The organism is Streptomyces sp. SID13726 (genome assembly GCF_010548375.1).
Classification (GTDB): Bacteria; Actinomycetota; Actinomycetes; order Streptomycetales; family Streptomycetaceae; genus Streptomyces.
Genome location: NZ_JAAGLY010000009.1, coordinates 310,965 through 328,016 on the forward strand (window position 1 = coordinate 310,965; position 17,052 = coordinate 328,016).

The following is a 17,052-nucleotide window of genomic DNA, read 5'->3' on the forward strand; positions in this document are numbered from 1 at the left end:
GGAGGATGACATGGCGGTACGTGCGGCAGTGGCCGGGGCGAGCGGATACGCGGGCGGTGAGGTCCTGCGGCTGCTCCTGGCGCACCCCGAGGTCGAGATCGGTGCGCTGACCGGGAACTCCAACGCCGGACAGCGACTCGGCTCGCTCCAGCCGCACCTGCTGCCGCTGGCCGGCCGGGTGCTCCAGGAGACCACGGCCGACGTCCTCGCCGGACACGACGTCGTCTTCCTCGCCCTGCCCCACGGCCAGTCCGCAGCCGTCGCCGAGCAACTCGGCCCGGACGTCCTCGTCGTCGACATGGGCGCCGACTTCCGGCTGAAGGACGCGGCCGACTGGGAGCGGTTCTACGGCTCCGCACACGCCGGCACCTGGCCCTATGGCCTTCCCGAACTGCCGGGCGCCCGCGCCGCGTTGGAGGGGTCCAAGCGCATCGCGGTGCCCGGTTGCTACCCCACCGCCGTCACCCTCGCCCTCTTCCCGGCCTACGCCGCCGGCCTCGCCGGGTCCGAGGCCGTGATCGTCGCCGCCTCCGGCACCTCCGGCGCGGGCAAGGCGCCCAAGCCCAACCTGCTGGGCAGTGAGGTCATGGGCTCCATGTCGCCGTACGGCGTCGGCGGCGGCCACCGGCACACGCCCGAGATGATCCAGAACCTCAGCGGGGTGGCGGGGGAGCGAATCTCCGTTTCCTTCACCCCCACCCTCGCGCCGATGCCCCGCGGCATCCTCGCCACGTGCAGCGCCGCCGCCAAGCCGGGGGTGACCGCCGAGTCCGTCCGCGCCGCCTACGAGAAGGCCCTCGCCGACGAGCCCTTCGTGCACCTGCTGCCCGAGGGCCAGTGGCCCGCCACGGCGTCCGTCTACGGTTCGAACGGCGTTCAGGTGCAGGTCGCCCTCGACGAGTCCGTGGGCCGCATCATCGCGATCAGTGCCATCGACAACCTGACCAAGGGCACCGCGGGCGGTGCCGTCCAGAGCATGAACATCGCCCTCGGCCTCCCCGAGGAGCTCGGTCTTTCCACGATCGGAGTCGCACCGTGAGCGTCACGGCAGCCAAGGGATTCACAGCGGCCGGAGTCGCCGCCGGGATCAAGGAGAACGGCAACCCAGACCTGGCCCTCGTGGTCAACACCGGGCCCCGCCGCGCCGCCGCCGGCGTCTTCACCTCCAACCGCGTGAAGGCCGCGCCGGTGCTGTGGTCCGAGCAGGTGCTCAAGAGCGGTGAGCTGACCGCCGTCGTCCTGAACTCGGGCGGCGCCAACGCCTGCACCGGGCATAAGGGCTTCCAGGACACGCACGCGACCGCCGAGAAGGTCGCCGAATCCCTCAACACCGCGGGGTACGACGAGACCGGCGGCCACGCGCCCGGCATGGTCGCCGTCTGCTCGACCGGCCTGATCGGTGTCCTGCTCCCCATGGACAAGCTGCTGCGCGGCGTCGACAAGGCGGTCGCCCAGCTCAGCCCGCACGGCGGCGAGAAGGCCGCCATCGCCATCAAGACCACCGACTCCGTCCACAAGACGTCCGTCGTGACCAGGGACGGCTGGACCGTCGGAGGCATGGCCAAGGGCGCGGGCATGCTCGCCCCCGGCCTCGCCACCATGCTGGTCGTCCTCACCACTGACGCCGACCTCTCAAGTGACCTGCTGGACAGGGCACTTCGGGACGCGACCCGGACCACCTTCGACCGCGTCGACTCCGACGGCTGCATGTCCACCAACGACACCGTGCTGCTGCTCGCCTCCGGCGCCTCCGAAGTCACCCCGGAGTACGCGGAGTTCGCCGAGGCCGTACGGCAGGTCTGCGACGATCTCGGCCAGCAGCTGATCCGGGACGCCGAGGGTGCCAGCAAGGACATCAAGGTCGAAGTCGTCAACGCGGCCAGCGAGGACGACGCCGTCGAGGTGGGCCGCTCGATCGCCCGCAACAACCTCCTCAAGTGCGCCATCCACGGCGAGGACCCCAACTGGGGCCGCGTGCTCTCCGCGATCGGCACCACCAGGGCCGCCTTCGAGGCGGATCAGCTGAACGTCGCCATCAACGGCGTCTGGGTCTGCAAGAACGGCGGCGTCGGCGAGGACCGCGACAAGGTCGACATGCGCTACCGCGAGGTGCACATCGTCGCCGACCTCGCGGCGGGCACCGAGACCGCCACCATCTGGACCAACGACCTCACCGCCGACTACGTCCACGAGAACAGCGCCTACTCGTCATGAGCAACCCCACGCGGAAGCACACCGCGCTCCCCAAAGCCCAGATCCTCATCGAGGCGCTGCCCTGGCTGGTCCGCCACAACGGCAAAACCGTCGTCATCAAGTTCGGCGGCAACGCCATGATCGACGAGGACCTGAAGGCCGCCTTCGCGCAGGACGTCGTCTTCCTGCACCACGCCGGCCTCAAGCCGGTCGTCGTGCACGGCGGCGGCCCGCAGATCAGCGCCGCCCTCGACAAGCACGGCATCGTCAGCGAGTTCAAGGCCGGCCTGCGCGTCACCACCGAGGACGCCATGGACGTCGTACGGATGGTGCTCGCCGGGCAGGTGCAGCGTGAGCTGGTCAATCTGCTCAACGAACACGGGCCGCTCGCCGTCGGGTTGACCGGCGAGGACGCCCACACCATCACCGCCACCAAGCACCAGCCCGAGATCGACGGGGAGTTGGTCGACATCGGGCGGGTGGGCGAGATCACCGCGATCGACACGGGCGCGATCGAGGCACTGCTCGCCGACGGCCGTATCCCGGTCGTCTCGTCGATCGCCCGTAGCCAGGACGACGGACATGTCTACAACGTCAATGCTGATACGGCGGCTGCGGCACTCGCTGCTGCGCTGGGAGCGGAGACTCTCATGGTCCTCACGGACGTCGAGGGTCTCTATGAGGACTGGCCGCACAGCGACGAGGTGATCAGCCGCCTCACGGCTTCCCAACTGGAGAAGCTGCTGCCGGAGTTGAGCTCCGGCATGGTCCCGAAGATGGAGGGCTGTCTGCACGCCGTGCGCAACGGCGTGACCACGGCCAGGGTCATCGACGGGCGGGTCCAGCACTCGATCCTGCTGGAGATCTTCACCGACGAAGGCATCGGCACGATGGTCGTGCCCGACGGGCAGGAGGGGGCCGCGAAGTGACGGACAATCAGGAGCTGACCCAGCGGTGGCAGGGCTCGCTCATGAACAACTACGGCACCCCTCGGCTGCCGCTCGTCCGCGGCGAGGGCCTCAAGGTCTGGGACAGCGAGGGCAGGCAGTACCTCGACTTCGTCGGCGGCATCGCCACCAACGCGCTCGGCCACGCCCACCCGGCGATCGTCGAGGCCGTCAGCAAGCAGATCGCGTCCCTCGGGCACATCTCCAACTTCTTCATGGCGGAGCCGACCGTCACCCTCGCCGAACGGCTCCTGGAGCTGTTCGGCCGGGACGGCAAGGTCTTCTTCTGCAACTCCGGCGCCGAGGCCAACGAGGCCGCCTTCAAGATCGGCCGGCTGACCGGGCGCACCCACATGGTCGCCACCGAGGGCGGCTTCCACGGCCGGACCATGGGCGCCCTCGCGCTCACCGGCCAGCCCGGCAAGCAGACACCCTTCCTGCCGCTGCCCGGTGACGTGACGCATGTGCCGTACGGCGACGCGCAGGCACTGGCCGCCGCGGTCACCGAGGAGACCGCACTGGTCGTCATCGAGCCCGTGCAGGGCGAGAACGGCGTCGTGGTCCCGCCCGCCGGCTACCTCAAGGCGGCCCGGGCGATCACCGCGGCCACCGGGGCGCTGCTGGTCCTCGACGAGGTGCAGACCGGCATCGGCCGGACCGGGCAGTGGTTCGCCTACCAGGCCAGCGAGGGCGTCCTGCCGGACGTCGTCACCCTCGCCAAGCAGCTCGGCGGCGGACTGCCGCTCGGCGCGACCGTCGCGTTCGGCCGGGCCGCGGACCTGCTCCAGCCGGGACACCACGGGACGACCTTCGGCGGGAACCCGGTCGCGTGCGCCGCGGGACTCGCCGTCCTGGACACCATCGCGAGCGACGGGTTGCTGGAGAACGTCAAGCAGCAGAGCGAGAGGCTGCGGGACGGAATCGAGTCCTTGGGCAACCCCTTGATCTCGCATGTCCGGGGTGCCGGGCTCCTCCTGGGTATCGTGCTCACCGAGCCGCTCGCGCCGAAGGTGCAGCAGGCGGCTCAGGACGCCGGTTTCCTGGTGAACGCGCCCGCCCCCGATGTCGTACGGCTGATGCCGCCGCTGAATCTCGGCGACGACGAAGTGGACGCGCTTGTTCAGGCTCTCCCCGGCATCCTGGGTGCCGCCGAGGGAGACGGATGATCCGGAGATTGAGACGACGATGAGTCATGCGCAGGATCACGAGCACAACGGGGGCGCGGGGCCTGCCGTGCCGCAGACGCGGACCGCGCGGCACCGGCGGATCGTGGACATCCTCAACCGGCAACCGGTGCGGTCGCAGAGCCAGTTGGCGAAGCTGCTGTCCGACGACGGGCTGAGTGTCACGCAGGCGACGCTGTCCCGGGACCTCGACGAGCTGAACGCGGTGAAGATCCGCAACACCGACGGCGATCTGATCTACGCGGTGCCCAGTGAGGGGGGATTCCGTACTCCCCGGGCGCCGTTGGGCGAGTCGGCGAAGGAGGAGCGGATGCGGCGGCTCTCTCAGGAGCTGCTGATCTCCGCGGAGGCTTCGGCGAATCTCGTGGTCCTGCGTACGCCTCCGGGGGCGGCTCAGTTCCTCGCGTCGGCGATCGACCAGGCTGAACTGCACGACATTCTCGGGACGATCGCCGGTGACGACACGCTGATGCTGATCAGCCGGAACCCGACCGGGGGGCAGGCGCTGGCCGAGCACTTGTTGCGGTTGGCTCAGAACGGGCACTGAGGGCCGTGTGCGGGTGCGGGCCCGTGGGGGCTTGTCGCGCCCACGCGGCGGAGCCGCACATCGATACGGCCCCGCGCCCCTGAAGACCCTTACCCCAACCTGGCTGCCAAGCCCCCTGTGCACCTGACCTCGTCGCCCGCCGTGATCAGCAGTGCCTCCACGTCCGGCAGGCTCTCCAGCCAGGCCAAGCCCTCCCGCGAACCCATCGCGAAGGCCGCCGTCGCCCAGCAGTCGGCCCAGGTGATGGTCGGAGCCACCACCGTTACCGCCACCAGGTCCGTCACCGCGGAGCGGCCCGTGCGGGGGTCCACGATGTGGGCGCCCCGCTCGGCCGAGCCCGATGTGGCCACCGCCAGTTCCGACGCGCCCGGGGCGGAGACCACCGCCGCCAGGCCGCCGGGGCGCAGGGGGTCCGAGACGCCGACGCGCCAAGGGCGTTCGGGGCCCGGTACGCCCAGCAGTTGGACGTCTCCGCCGCCGTTGACGCTCACTCCCGTGGCGCCCGACTCAGCCATCCGACGGGCCGCACGTTCCACGGCCCAGCCCTTGACGATGCCCGTGGGGTCGAGGCGGCCCTCGTAGCGCAGGCTGAACCAGCCGTCGCTCAAGTGCTCGGCCTCGGCGCCCAGTTCGAGGACCTCGGCGACCTCGGGGTCGCAGTCGGCGACCGTCAGTTCGCCGCGGGCCAGGCGGGAGACCTGGCTGTCGTCGCGGTAGGTGCTGAACACCTCGTTCACGCGGTGCAGTCCTGCCACCGCCTCCCGCAGTGCCGTCTGAACGGCAATGGGTTCCCCGCCGCGGACGTCGAAGGAGAAGACTGTCCCCATGACCTCCTCCGCGTGACGTACCGCGGCGGGAGCTTGTGCCGGCTCGGCCACCGTGTCAGCCACCGGCCTGGTCCAGCGCGGACTGGAGCGACTTCTTGTAGCCCTCGCTGGTGTAGGTGGCCCCGGACACCGAGTCGATGTCCGCGCTGCCGGCCGCCACGGCCTCCTGGTTGAGCTTCGGGACGGACAGCGCCGTCTTCTGGTCGCTGGTCCCGCCCTTCGGCGCCTGGACCGCCTCGGCCTTGGTGATCTTGCCGCCGGCGACTGTGATCCGGACCTGGACCGGGCCGTACTGGGTCTGCGAGACCGCGCCGGTGACCGTCTTGGCCGCCGCCGCGCCACCGCCACCGCCGCCGCCCGCCGTCTGGGAGGGCTGCGCCGACGGCTGTGCCTGGGAGGCCGCCTCGTTCGCCTTGTCGATCGCCGACTGGAGCGACTTCTTGTAGCCCTCGCTGGTGTAGGTCGCCCCGGACACCGAGTCGATCTGCGGGCTCTGCTTGGTGACCACGGCCTGGTTGAGCTTCGGGACGGAGAGCGCGGTCTTCGCGTCGCTCTCGCCGCCCTTGGGCGCCTGGACCGCCTCGGACTTGGTGATCTGGTTGCCGCTGACGGTGATCCGGACCTGGACGGGGCCGTACTGGGTCTGGACCACGTCCCCGGTGACCGTGCCGCCGGCGGCCGCCCCGGTGCCGCCCTGGGCCGACTCCTGTGCCGCCGCGGTCTGTTGGGGGATGCCGCCCGCCTGGGCGGACGCCGGGTCCGAGGAGGGCTTCAGCGACAGGATCAGCACGACACCGGAGACGGTGGCGGCGGTCGCGAGCACGACTCGACGGACGGGGTGAGACTTCCTCATCGCTTCAACAGCTCCTGAATTCCCGTCGCTCACATCTCGAACGACTCGTGATGGATGCGGCGGGCGGGCACACCCGCGCCGCGCAGTGCTTCGTACACGGACTGCGCGAAGCCGTTGGGCCCGCACATGAACACGTCGTGCTTGTCGATGTCGGGGAGCTTGCGCTGGAGGGACTCCGCGGAGATGTCCGGGCGCTCCCCGTCCGGGCTGTTGACCGCGTACATCAACCGGGCGCCGCGCTCGTCCGCGATGGCGGCGAGCTCGTCCCACAGGGCCAGGTCCTGGGTGGTGTTGGCCCGGTACAGCAGCGTGATGTCACCAGCCGCGCCCGGCAGGGTCTCGAACAGGGCGCGCATCGGCGTGATGCCGACACCGCCGGCCACCAGCAGCACCTTGCCGCGGCTGCGGCGCTGGGCGGTCAGGGCGCCGTACGGCCCCTCGGCCCACACCTTGGTGCCGGGCACCAGCTCGCGCAGCCGTTCGCTGTGGTCGCCGATCGCCTTCACCGTGATCCGCAGCATGCCCGGTCGGGGCGCCGCGGACAGCGAGTACGGGTGGGAGGAGAACCGCATGCCGGGCGCGAGGAACCGCCAGCGGAAGAACTGGCCCGCCTCCGCGCCCATCCGGTGCAGCTTGCGCCCGCCGATCAGCACGGACACCACGCCCGGCGTCTCCTCGACGACCGCCTCGACATACATCCGGTGACGCAGGTTCAGCCGGATCGGGGTGAGGATCCGGTACCAGACCACCAGCGCGGTGACCGTGCCGTACAGCCCGTACCAGACGGTCTTGGCGACCGGCTCGACCGCGAAGTCGTTGCCGGTGGTCAGCTGGTGCCAGAAGGTCAGGAAGACCGCCGCGTACGTCAGAAGATGCACGTGGTACCAGGTGTCGTACGGAATCCGCTTCCGTACTCCGCCGATCGACATCAGCCCGATGAGGAACAGCAGACCGGTGCCGATGGCCGCCTTGCCCATGTCCGGCAGCTGGTTGATGGAGTCCATCGTCTGCTGGACGATGTCGCCGAGCCCCTTGCCGGCCTGGAGGGCGTAGCCCCACATGATCAGGAAGACGTGGGCGACGACCAGGCAGAGCGTGTAGCGACCGGTCATCGCGTGCCAGCGGGCCACCCGGTCCGAGCCCACCCGGCGTTCCAGCGCGGGCACCCGGGCCATCTGGAGCACCACGAGCGCCATCAGATACCCCGCCAGCAGACCGGTGATCCGGCCGGCGTTGAGGATCTTGCTGTTGTCGTCGGCCACGGACGGCGTGTTGTGCCACCACAGCCACAGCACACCGGCCGCGCCCGCCCATACGGCGAGCAGCAGGACGGTCGCCGGGGAACGGCGCGGGCGGATGCGGCGCATCGTCTGGCGGCGGGCGGCGCGCCCGCTTGCGAGCGTGGTGGTCACGTTTCCTCCGGGGACGGGGGCAAGGGGGGTGGCGTGGTCCCTTGGCCCTCAGATACGTGCCGCGACGCTCCTGTGTTCAGCCGCCTCCGGAGGCTCAGTAGCGCGTGATCGCCGTACGTCCGCCGGTGGTGCCGATCGCGATGTGCGGAGTCCGGCCGGGATCGGCCCACTTGACGATCCGCCGCATCGCGTCCACCGGCACCGACACACAGCCGGCGGTGGCACCCCGACCGTTGACGTGCAGGAAGATCCCGGCCCCGCGCTCGCGCACGGGCCGTTCGTAGTTGAACCCGACGACGAGCGCGTACGCGTACTGCGCCCGGTAGGTCACCAGGTGCTCCGCCTGCGCGGCCCGGCAGTGCGCGGGACGCGGCTCGACCCAACGGTTGTAGGACCGCGAGTCGTTGTCCTGGCACCACCACGAACTCCGCCGCACCGCACGGTACTTGTACGAGGTGCCGCCCGGGGCCGCCTTGATGCCGAAGGCGTACGGCAGCCCGTACAGCCCGGTGGGTGTCGTACTGGTCCCCTGCTTCCGCGAGGCCCCCTCGACCAGCCCCTTCGCCCCGAACCTGGCGGCGACGGAACCGGCCTCGACCCAGCGCCCGTCCCTGAGGTCCCACCAAGTGACGGTGCCCGAGGTCGAGTCGGTCCGCGGAGCCACGGCGGTGATCAGCTGGCCGCCGCCCCCGGTGTCGGCCATCCGGGCGGGCAGGGGCGCCTCGGCGGCGGGCGCGGCACCGGCCACCAGGGGCACGGTCATGTGTGGCGCGGTCACGAGCGGCGCGGTCACGAGAACGGCCGCAACGGCGGAGCGCATGCGCATGGCTCTGACCGTAGACGGACCCGGCGACGACGGCAGCCCGAACGGTCCGTCCGGGCTCGTGGCGATCGACGCAGAGGGTGTGAGGAAGGGGGGCCGTGCCTCGCTCTGCGAGGGCACGCCCGTGGCCGCCCCGGCCGGCGCTCACACGGGGCGGCCACAGCGCCTGTCACGTCACTGGGTGAGCGTGCAGGCGGCCAGGGAGTCGAGGCCCTGCGGCTTCTCCGCGGTACGGCCGATGGAGATGGCGATGCGGTCGATGGTCGACTTCCGCTTGTCGGCCAGCGGGCCGAGGATCGCGTTCTGGACGAAGTTCGGGCCACCCTGGCCGACGGTGTCGACCAGTCGCTTGTTCGCCTCGGCGAGCTGGGTGTTCAGCAGGGCGAGGTTGCGGTCGACCTCCGCCTGGGCGGTGGCCGGGATCGCGGGCAGCTGCGAGGCGACGTCCGGGCAGGAGATGGCTCCCGCACCGGTCGCCGCGCCCGCGTCGCCGGTGTCCCCGGCGTTCCCGGCGTTCCCGGTGTCCTCGGCGCCGGCCGCCTCGCTCGGCGTGGCCTCGGCACCGGCCTCAGCACCGGCCCCGGCTTCCGCACCGGCGTTCGCGCCCGCCTCTTCGCCCGCGCCCGCCTCCGCACCGGCGCCCGTGTCGGCCGCGCCGCCGGCGTTGAGGGTGCACGGCGCGAGGGCGTCCAGGCCCTGCGGCTTGTCGGCCGTGCGCCCGATCGCCGTGGCGATGCGGTTCACGGTGGCGACCCGCTTGTCCTCCAGAGGGCCGAGGATGGCGTTCTGGACGAAGTTGGGTCCGCCCTGGCCGACGGTGTCGACGAGCCGCTTGTTGGCCTCGTCGATCTGGGTCTGGAGCAGGGTGAGGTTGCGGTCGACCTCGGCCTGGGCGGTGGCCGGGATCGCGGGGAGCTGCGAGGCCACGTCCGGGCAGGAGATGCTGCCGGGGTCGGCCAGCGTGCGGGCGTTGGTGGTGCTGCTCTTGCTGGTCTCCCCGGCGAGGGCGGTACCGGCCACGATGGCCCCGGTCAGTGCCACGGCGGCGGCGCCACCGATGATCGCCACGCGGCGCTTGTTGTACTTAGGAAGAGCCCTGGACATGCGGATGCCTCACTCGGGTTCGGGAGTGGTCTTCGTTGACAAACGCGGCGCCTGCGTTCGGCGAGAGGTACGGGCAAGCGGTTTCCCGCGTTCAAAGGGAGCGCAAATTCTCCGTCTGCCGAAGCCCGAATTGACGAATCATGCAGAACTCTGCATAATCATGCATAACCTGGAGTGCAGCGGTGAGGAGCAACGCAAGTGAGCAGCAACAGCGGTGACGTCCGGCTCTGGGGCGGTCGTTTCGCCGACGGTCCCGCCGAGGCCCTGGCCAAGCTGTCCGCGTCCGTCCACTTCGACTGGCGGCTCGCCCCCTACGACATCGCCGGTTCGCGTGCCCACGCGCGCGTGCTGCACAAGGCGGGGCTGCTGACCGAGGACGAGCTCCAGCGGATGATCGCCGGACTCGACGAACTCGAGGCCGCGGTGGCATCCGGCGAGTTCGTGGGCACCATCGCCGACGAGGACGTCCACACCGCCCTGGAGCGCGGTCTCCTGGAGCGCCTCGGCCCGGACCTCGGCGGCAAGCTCCGCGCCGGCCGCTCCCGCAACGACCAGGTGGCGACCCTCTTCCGCATGTACCTCCGGGACCACGCCCGCACGGTCGGCGGCCTGATCGCCGAGCTCCAGGACGCCCTGATCGGCCTGGCGGAGGCCCACCCGGACGTGGCGATGCCCGGCCGCACCCACCTCCAGCACGCCCAGCCGGTCCTGTTCGCGCACCACGTCCTGGCCCACGTCCAGTCCCTGTCCCGGGACGCGGAGCGGCTGCGCCAGTGGGACGAGCGCACGGCCGTGTCGCCGTACGGCTCGGGTGCCCTGGCCGGTTCCTCCCTCGGCCTCGACCCGGAGGCGGTGGCGAAGGACCTCGGCTTCGAGCACGGAAGCGTCGGCAACTCCATCGACGGCACGGCCTCCCGTGACTTCGTCGCGGAGTTCGCCTTCATCACCGCGATGATCGGCGTGAACCTCTCCCGGATCGCCGAGGAGGTCATCATCTGGAACACGAAGGAGTTCTCCTTCGTGACCCTGCACGACGCGTTCTCCACGGGCTCGTCGATCATGCCCCAGAAGAAGAACCCGGACATCGCGGAGCTGGCGCGCGGCAAGAGCGGCCGCCTCATCGGCAACCTGACCGGCCTGATGGCGACCCTCAAGGCCCTCCCGCTGGCGTACAACCGTGACCTCCAGGAGGACAAGGAGCCGGTCTTCGACTCCATCGACCAGCTGGAGGTCCTGCTCCCCGCCTTCACCGGCATGATGGCCACCCTCACCGTCCACCGCGACCGCATGGAGGAACTGGCCCCGGCCGGCTTCTCCCTCGCCACCGACATCGCCGAGTGGCTGGTCAAGCAGGGCGTGCCCTTCCGCGTCGCCCACGAGGTCGCCGGCGAATGCGTCAAGGCGGCCGAGGCCGAGGGCAAGGAACTGGACGAACTGACGGACGACCAGTTCGCCAAGATCTCGGCCCACCTGACCCCGGAGGTCCGCACGGTCCTGAACGTCCCCGGCGCCCTGGCATCCCGCAACGGCAGGGGCGGCACGGCCCCGAGCGCGGTGGCCGTACAGCTGGCGGAAGTGAAGGCGGACCTGGCAGCTCAACACCGCTGGGCAGAACGCCGCTAGGGGCGCGGGGAACTGCGCGACAAGCCACGACGCACCCGCACCCGCCGACGCACCGCACAACCCACCCCCTGAAGCGAAGGGCATCCCGAGTTACGTTGTCGGCATGCCCTTCGCCCGCCTCACCACAGCGACCACCCCCACCGCCCACATCGGCCTAGGCCTCGCCGCGGTGGGCCGCCCCGGCTACATCAACCTCGGCCGAGACGAGGACCTGGGAGACGACCGGAGCGTCGAGACGCTACGAGCCCGCACCCACGAACTCCTCGACGCCGCCTACGCCCAAGGCGTCCGCTACTTCGACGTGGCCCGCTCCTACGGCCGCTCCGAGGAGTTCCTCGCCGACTGGCTCGACAGGAACCCCGGCCGAAACGACGTCGTCATCGGCAGCAAGTGGGGCTACACCTACACCGCCGGCTGGTCCACCGATGCTGAGAAGCACGAGGTCAAGGACCACAGCGTCCAGACGTACGACCGTCAGCGCGCCGAATCCGCGGAACTGCTGCGCGACCGCCTCGACCTCTACCAGATCCACTCGGTGACCCCGGACAGCCCCGCCCTCACCGACAAGGAACTCCACGCGAGGCTCGCGGAAGCGGCCGCCCAGGGCGTCACCGTCGGCTTCTCCACCAGTGGCCCCGCCCAGGCCGACGCCATCCGTGCCGCACTGGAGGTGACCGTCGACGGCGAGCCCGTCTTCCGTACCGTCCAGTCGACGTACAACGCCCTGGAGACCTCCGCGGGACCCGCTCTCGCCGAGGCCCACGACGCCGGTCTCACGGTGATCGTCAAGGAGGGCATGGCCAACGGCAGGCTCGCCGACGCGCACGCCCCGGACGCGCTGAAGGCCGTAGCGGCAGAGACGTCCCTCGGCTGTGACGCCGTGGCCCTCGCGCTCGTCCTCCGTCAGCCGTGGGTGGGAGTGGTCCTCTCCGGAGCCGCCACCACCAACCAGCTCGCCTCCAACCTGCACGCGGCCGTCGTGGACCTGACCGACGGGCACCTGTCCCGGCTCGCCGAACTGGCCGAGGAACCGCGGACGTACTGGCAGCGGCGCGGGCAGCTGCCCTGGCACTGACGGAGACCTCCGCCGAGCGGTCATAGATGAGACGCCCATGCTCATGGTGAGACATCAATGTCTCACATGGGTTATGGTTGTCTCATGGCTGTCGACCGTGACCAAGTGCTGCGCAGTGCCGCGGCCCTGCTGACCCGCAGATCCACCGCGACCATGGACGAGGTCGCGAAGGCCGCCGGGATCAGCAGGGCCACGCTGCACCGCCACTTCGCCGGGCGTGACGCGCTCGTCCGGGCGCTGGAGGCGCTCGGCATCGAGGAGTGCGAGGCCGCGCTCGCCGCCGCCCGGCTGGACGACGGGCCCGCGGGCGACGCCGTACGGCGTCTGGTGCGCGAGATCGAGCCCGCGGCCGGTCTCCTCGCCTTCCTCTACACCGAGAACCAGCTGTTCGAGGGCGAGGAGCTCAACGACGGCTGGAGCCGGATCGACGCGCGGATCTCCGCGCTGTTCCGGCGCGGACAGGACAGCGGCGAGTTCCGCATCGACCTGACGCCCGCCTGGCTCACCGAGGCCCTGTTCGGCCTGCTCGCCTCCGCCGCCTGGATGGTGCAGAGCGGCAAGGGCGCGCCCAAGGACTTCCACCACATGACCGTCGAGCTGCTGCTCGGCGGTGCTCTACGGAGAGAGGGATCATGACCAGCACCCTGCGGCCGGCGACCACGACCGAGGCGGTGAAGCGCCCCGGACGGTGGCTCGCGCTGTCCGTCCTCGTGCTCGCCGTGCTGCTGGTGGCCGTCGACGCGACCGTCCTCGGTCTCGCGACCCCGTACATCAGCGAGGACCTGAAGCCGACCGGCACCCAGCTCCTGTGGATCGGCGACGTCTACTCGTTCGTCATCGCGGGCCTGCTGGTGTCGATGGGCAGCCTCGGCGACCGCATCGGCCGCAAGCGGATCCTGCTCGTCGGCGCGACGGCTTTCGGGGCCGTCTCGGTCCTCAACGCCTATGCCACGTCACCGGAGTTGATGATCCTGGCCCGGGCCCTGCTCGGCGTCGCCGGTGCGACCCTGATGCCGGCCACCCTGGCCCTGATCCGCAACCTCTTCCACGACTCGCGCGAACGCAGCCTCGCCGTCGGCATCTGGGGCGCCACGGCCTCCGCGGGCACGGCGGTCGGTCCGATCGTCGGCGGGTTCCTGCTCGAACACTTCTGGTGGGGCTCGGTCTTCCTGATCAACCTGCCCGTGATGGCGGTCCTCGTCCTCGTCGGCATCAAGCTGCTGCCCGAGTCACGCACCCCGAACCCGGGCCCCTGGGACATGATCAGCGTCGTCCTGTCCCTGGTCGGCATGATCGGTGTGGTCTACGCCGTCAAGGAAGCCGCCTCGCACGGCATCACCTGGGAGCCGCTCGCCGTGGGCCTCTTGGGCGCGGCTGCCCTGTACGCTTTCGTGCGCCGCCAACTCACGCTCCCCGCACCCCTCCTGGACATGCGCCTCTTCCGCAACCGCGGCTTCAGCGGCGCCGTCCTCGCCGACCTCCTGACCATCCTCGGCCTCTCCGGCCTGGTCTTCTTCCTCTCTCAGTACCTTCAACTGGTCCAGGGCAGGCGCCCGTTGGAAGCGGGCCTGGCCGAACTCCCGGCGGCCGTGGGCGCGGTGGCGGCGGGCCTGGTCGCGGGCACGTTCGCCCGCCGCTACTCGGTACGCGCGGTCGTCTCCGGCGGCCTCGCGGCGATCGGCCTGGCCCTGGCCTCCCTGACCGTGATCGACCAGTCCACGGGCTACCCCCTGCTGGGCGCCGCCCTCCTGATGGTCGGCGTGGGCGCCGGCTTCTCCTTCACGGTGACGGCCGACGTGATCCTGTCCTCCGTACCGAAGGAGCAGGCGGGCTCGGCATCGGCGGTCTCGGAGACGGCGTACGAACTGGGCGCGGCCCTGGGCATCGCGGTCCTCGGCTCGATCGTGACGGGTGTGTACCGGGGCTTCGCGGCTCCCGCAGGTACCCCGGAGGGCGCACACGAGTCGCTGGGCGGTGCGGTGGAAGCAGCGTCCCGGATGCCGTCGAACACGGCTCAGGACCTACTGGCGTCAGCCCGGGAAGCCTTTGTGGACGGCCTGACCATCGCCGCGGGCGCGGGAGCAGCGGTCCTGCTCGCAACAGCGGTGGCAGCCTGGTTCATGCTGAAGAACCAACGGTTGGGTTCTTAGGGGCGCGGGGAACCGCGCGAGAAGCCCCCCGCACCCGCACCCGACGACGAACCGGCTACGCGGCCTTCGCCTTGGTCGCATACATGTCCACGTACTCCTGCCCGGACAACCGCATGACCTCGGTCATCACAGAGTCCGTGACAGCCCGCAGCACATACCGATCCCGGTCCATGCCGTCGTAGCGGGAGAACTCCATCGCCTCACCGAACCGAACCGTCACCCGCCCGGGCCGCGGCATCCCCGCCCCACCCGGCTGCAACTTGTCCGTACCGATCATGGCGAAGGGGACCACGGGCGCGCCCGTCATCAGGGTCAGGCGGGCGATGCCGGTCCGTCCCCGGTACAGCCGCCCGTCGGGCGACCGTGTGCCCTCGGGGTAGATCCCGAAGACCTTGCCCTCTTCGAGGACCCGCCGCCCGGTCATCAGCGCGGCCACACCACCACGGCCGCCGTCCCGGTCCACCGGGATCATGCCGACGCCGGTGAAGAACCAGGCCATGAGCCTGCCCTTGAGGCTCTGCCCGGTGACGTACTCGTCCTTGCCGATGAAGAACACCTGCCGGTCGCACACCAGCGGAAGGATCATCGAGTCGATGAAGGTCAGGTGGTTGCCGGCCAGGATGACCGGACCGTCGCCCGGGATGTGCTCCGCGCCCTCCACCTGTGGGCGGAACATCAGGCGCATGATCGGTCCGAGCACTGCCTTGATGAGCGCGAAGCGGGACAACGGGCCCTCCGGTGTCAAGAGAACGGCCAGGGAAACTGTATGAGTCTGTGCAGGTGAGGACATTACTCGCGCGCCGGGGGATCGTGCACATCGAGTACCCGGGGTTCACCGAGGTCTTACGCACTGTTGACGCTCGTTTACCTGCGGCGGGTCCGCGTCGCACCCCGGAAACCTGAGCGGAACGATGTGACAGACGCCTCGAAACAGCGCCTACCCCGGCTCATCGCCCCGAAGCCGACGAGTCGTCAGACATCTGTTCCCATACGACATCCCGCGTCACCCGCGTGTTCCGTCGGAGGTCTCCCGTCCGTCATGGACACGCACCTACGATCAGCCCGCATCGAAGAGGCGACGGCAGGAGAGGGGTCCACATGGGATCGCAGGACGAGCAGACGGACGGCACCGGACGACGGGCGCTCCTCGGAGCCGCGGTGTTCGGCGCCGGGGGAGCGGTCCTGGGCCTCTCCGGTACGGCGAGAGCGGCCGGGTCGGCGGGGCACGGACACGGCGGCGGGCTGAAGAGCCTGCCCGTGCCGACGATCATCGGCCACCGGGGTGCCAGCGGCTACCGCCCCGAGCACACCTTCGGCTCCTACCAGCTCGCCCTCGACCTGGGCGCCGACATCGTCGAGGCCGGTGACCTCGTCCCCACCAGGGACGGCCACATCGTCTGCCGGCACGAGCCGGAGATCGGCGGCACCACGGACGTCGCCGACCACAAGGAGTTCGCCGACCGTAAGAAGACCAAGCTGCTCGACGGGGTCTCCACCACCGGCTGGTTCACCGAGGACTTCACGCTCGCCGAGCTCAAGACGCTCCGCGCGATCGAGCGCATCCCGGCCAACCGCCCGCACAACACGCTCTACGACGGCCGCTGGGAGATCCCCACCTTCGAGGAGGTCCTGAAGTGGCAGGACGAGCAGACCCGCAAGCGCGGCAAGCAGGTCTGGATCTACCCCGAGACCAAGCACCCCACCTACTTCCGCAAGCTCGGCCTCGGCCTTGAGGAGCGGGTCGCGAAGCTGCTGCACAAGCACGGCAAGGACAAGCGGAACTCCCCGGTCATCCTCCAGTCCTTCGAGCCGACCAGCATCCAGCGCCTGAACAAGCTGGTCGACAACCCCCTGGTCGTGCTGCTGTCCGCCGCGAACACCCGCCCCTGGGACTTCGTCGAGACCGGCGACCCGCGCACCGTCGCCGACCTGATCACCCCCAAGGGCCTCAGGGAGATCGCCGGCTACGCCCAGGGCATCGGCCCGACGCTCGACCTGGTCATCACCAAGAAGGCCGACGGCAGCCTCGACAAGGAGACGACCCTGGTCGCCGACGCGCACAAGGTGGGCCTGATCCTCCACCCGTACACCATGCGCAACGAGAACCCCTTCCTGCCGCTGGAGTACCGCAAGGGCACGGACGCGGACGCCTACGGGGACGCCTTCGGCGCCTTCAAGAGGTACTTCGCCACCGGCATCGACGGCGTCTTCACCGACAACGCGGACACCGGCGTCCTCGCCCGCGCGGACTTCGCCAACGGCTGACCTGTCCGGCTCCGTCAACGGCTGAGCCGTCCGGCCCCGGATGGGGTGA

Annotated in this window: 16 protein-coding genes; 10 read left to right on the plus strand and 6 right to left on the minus strand. The window is 70.4% G+C overall.

The window, feature by feature from the left end; genetic code table 11:
• Positions 1–10 precede the first annotated feature (10 nt).
• From argC to G3I78_RS25360, 5 genes are read left to right on the plus strand one after another with little or no spacing between them, the layout of a single operon-like run.
• Positions 11–1,039 (plus strand): N-acetyl-gamma-glutamyl-phosphate reductase, encoded by a 1,029-nt coding sequence (gene argC / locus G3I78_RS25340; protein ID WP_164428419.1) that lies wholly within the window; start codon positions 11–13, stop codon positions 1,037–1,039.
• Positions 1,036–2,214 (plus strand): bifunctional glutamate N-acetyltransferase/amino-acid acetyltransferase ArgJ, encoded by a 1,179-nt coding sequence (argJ, locus tag G3I78_RS25345; RefSeq protein WP_164428421.1) that lies wholly within the window; start codon positions 1,036–1,038, stop codon positions 2,212–2,214. The genes argC and argJ overlap by 4 nt, the downstream gene beginning before the upstream one ends.
• Positions 2,211–3,122, plus strand: coding sequence for an acetylglutamate kinase (gene argB / locus G3I78_RS25350; RefSeq protein WP_164428423.1), 912 nt, complete (start codon positions 2,211–2,213; stop codon positions 3,120–3,122). Before argJ ends, argB begins: the two co-directional genes overlap by 4 nt.
• Positions 3,123–3,163: 41 nt before the next feature.
• The gene (locus G3I78_RS25355; RefSeq protein WP_239158040.1) at positions 3,164–4,306 is read left to right on the plus strand and encodes an acetylornithine transaminase; all 1,143 of its coding nucleotides are present in this window, start codon (positions 3,164–3,166) and stop codon (positions 4,304–4,306) included.
• Between the two features lie 19 nt (positions 4,307–4,325).
• Positions 4,326–4,871: an arginine repressor gene (locus G3I78_RS25360; protein WP_053848933.1), complete on the plus strand. Its 546-nt coding sequence runs from the start codon at positions 4,326–4,328 to the stop codon at positions 4,869–4,871.
• Between the two features lie 89 nt (positions 4,872–4,960).
• Here G3I78_RS25360 and G3I78_RS25365 read toward each other — a convergent pair whose 3' ends face one another.
• The 5 genes from G3I78_RS25365 to G3I78_RS25385 form a co-directional block, all read right to left on the minus strand.
• Positions 4,961–5,698 (minus strand): FAD:protein FMN transferase, encoded by a 738-nt coding sequence (locus G3I78_RS25365; protein ID WP_203615470.1) that lies wholly within the window; start codon positions 5,696–5,698, stop codon positions 4,961–4,963.
• A gap of 55 nt (positions 5,699–5,753) precedes the next feature.
• Positions 5,754–6,551, minus strand: a complete 798-nt coding sequence (locus tag G3I78_RS25370; RefSeq protein WP_203615471.1) for an FMN-binding protein — start codon at positions 6,549–6,551, stop codon at positions 5,754–5,756.
• A 29-nt stretch (positions 6,552–6,580) separates the two neighbouring features.
• Entirely contained in the window at positions 6,581–7,963 is a 1,383-nt protein-coding gene (locus tag G3I78_RS25375; RefSeq protein ID WP_164428427.1) for a ferredoxin reductase family protein, read from the minus strand.
• A 94-nt stretch (positions 7,964–8,057) separates the two neighbouring features.
• The gene (locus G3I78_RS25380) at positions 8,058–8,783 is read right to left on the minus strand and encodes a L,D-transpeptidase family protein (RefSeq protein WP_164428513.1); all 726 of its coding nucleotides are present in this window, start codon (positions 8,781–8,783) and stop codon (positions 8,058–8,060) included.
• 177 nt (positions 8,784–8,960) lie between these two features.
• Positions 8,961–9,890: a hypothetical protein gene (locus G3I78_RS25385; RefSeq protein WP_164428429.1), complete on the minus strand. Its 930-nt coding sequence runs from the start codon at positions 9,888–9,890 to the stop codon at positions 8,961–8,963.
• A 198-nt stretch (positions 9,891–10,088) separates the two neighbouring features.
• On the opposite strand from G3I78_RS25385, the gene argH reads away from it, so the two are divergent.
• The 4 genes from argH (at position 10,089) to G3I78_RS25405 (ending at position 14,738) form a co-directional block, all read left to right on the plus strand.
• Positions 10,089–11,513 carry an argininosuccinate lyase gene (gene argH, locus G3I78_RS25390; protein WP_164428431.1) on the plus strand — a complete coding sequence of 475 codons (1,425 nt, stop codon included), beginning with the start codon at positions 10,089–10,091 and terminating at the stop codon, positions 11,511–11,513.
• Between the two features lie 103 nt (positions 11,514–11,616).
• Complete coding sequence (locus G3I78_RS25395) at positions 11,617–12,588, plus strand: aldo/keto reductase (protein ID WP_164428433.1); 972 nt, start codon at positions 11,617–11,619, stop codon at positions 12,586–12,588.
• 84 nt (positions 12,589–12,672) lie between these two features.
• Complete coding sequence (locus G3I78_RS25400; protein WP_239158025.1) at positions 12,673–13,224, plus strand: TetR/AcrR family transcriptional regulator; 552 nt, start codon at positions 12,673–12,675, stop codon at positions 13,222–13,224.
• A complete protein-coding gene (locus G3I78_RS25405) occupies positions 13,221–14,738 on the plus strand; it encodes an MFS transporter (RefSeq protein WP_164428437.1) in 1,518 nt (505 codons plus the stop codon). Before G3I78_RS25400 ends, G3I78_RS25405 begins: the two co-directional genes overlap by 4 nt.
• Positions 14,739–14,793: 55 nt before the next feature.
• On the opposite strand, the gene G3I78_RS25410 is transcribed toward G3I78_RS25405, so the two are convergent.
• A complete protein-coding gene (locus G3I78_RS25410) occupies positions 14,794–15,465 on the minus strand; it encodes a lysophospholipid acyltransferase family protein (RefSeq protein WP_164428439.1) in 672 nt (223 codons plus the stop codon).
• Positions 15,466–15,836: 371 nt separating this feature from the next.
• Here G3I78_RS25410 and G3I78_RS25415 point away from each other — a divergent pair, with 371 nt between their 5' ends.
• Positions 15,837–17,003: a glycerophosphodiester phosphodiesterase gene (locus G3I78_RS25415; protein WP_164428441.1), complete on the plus strand. Its 1,167-nt coding sequence runs from the start codon at positions 15,837–15,839 to the stop codon at positions 17,001–17,003.
• Positions 17,004–17,052: the final 49 nt, after the last annotated feature.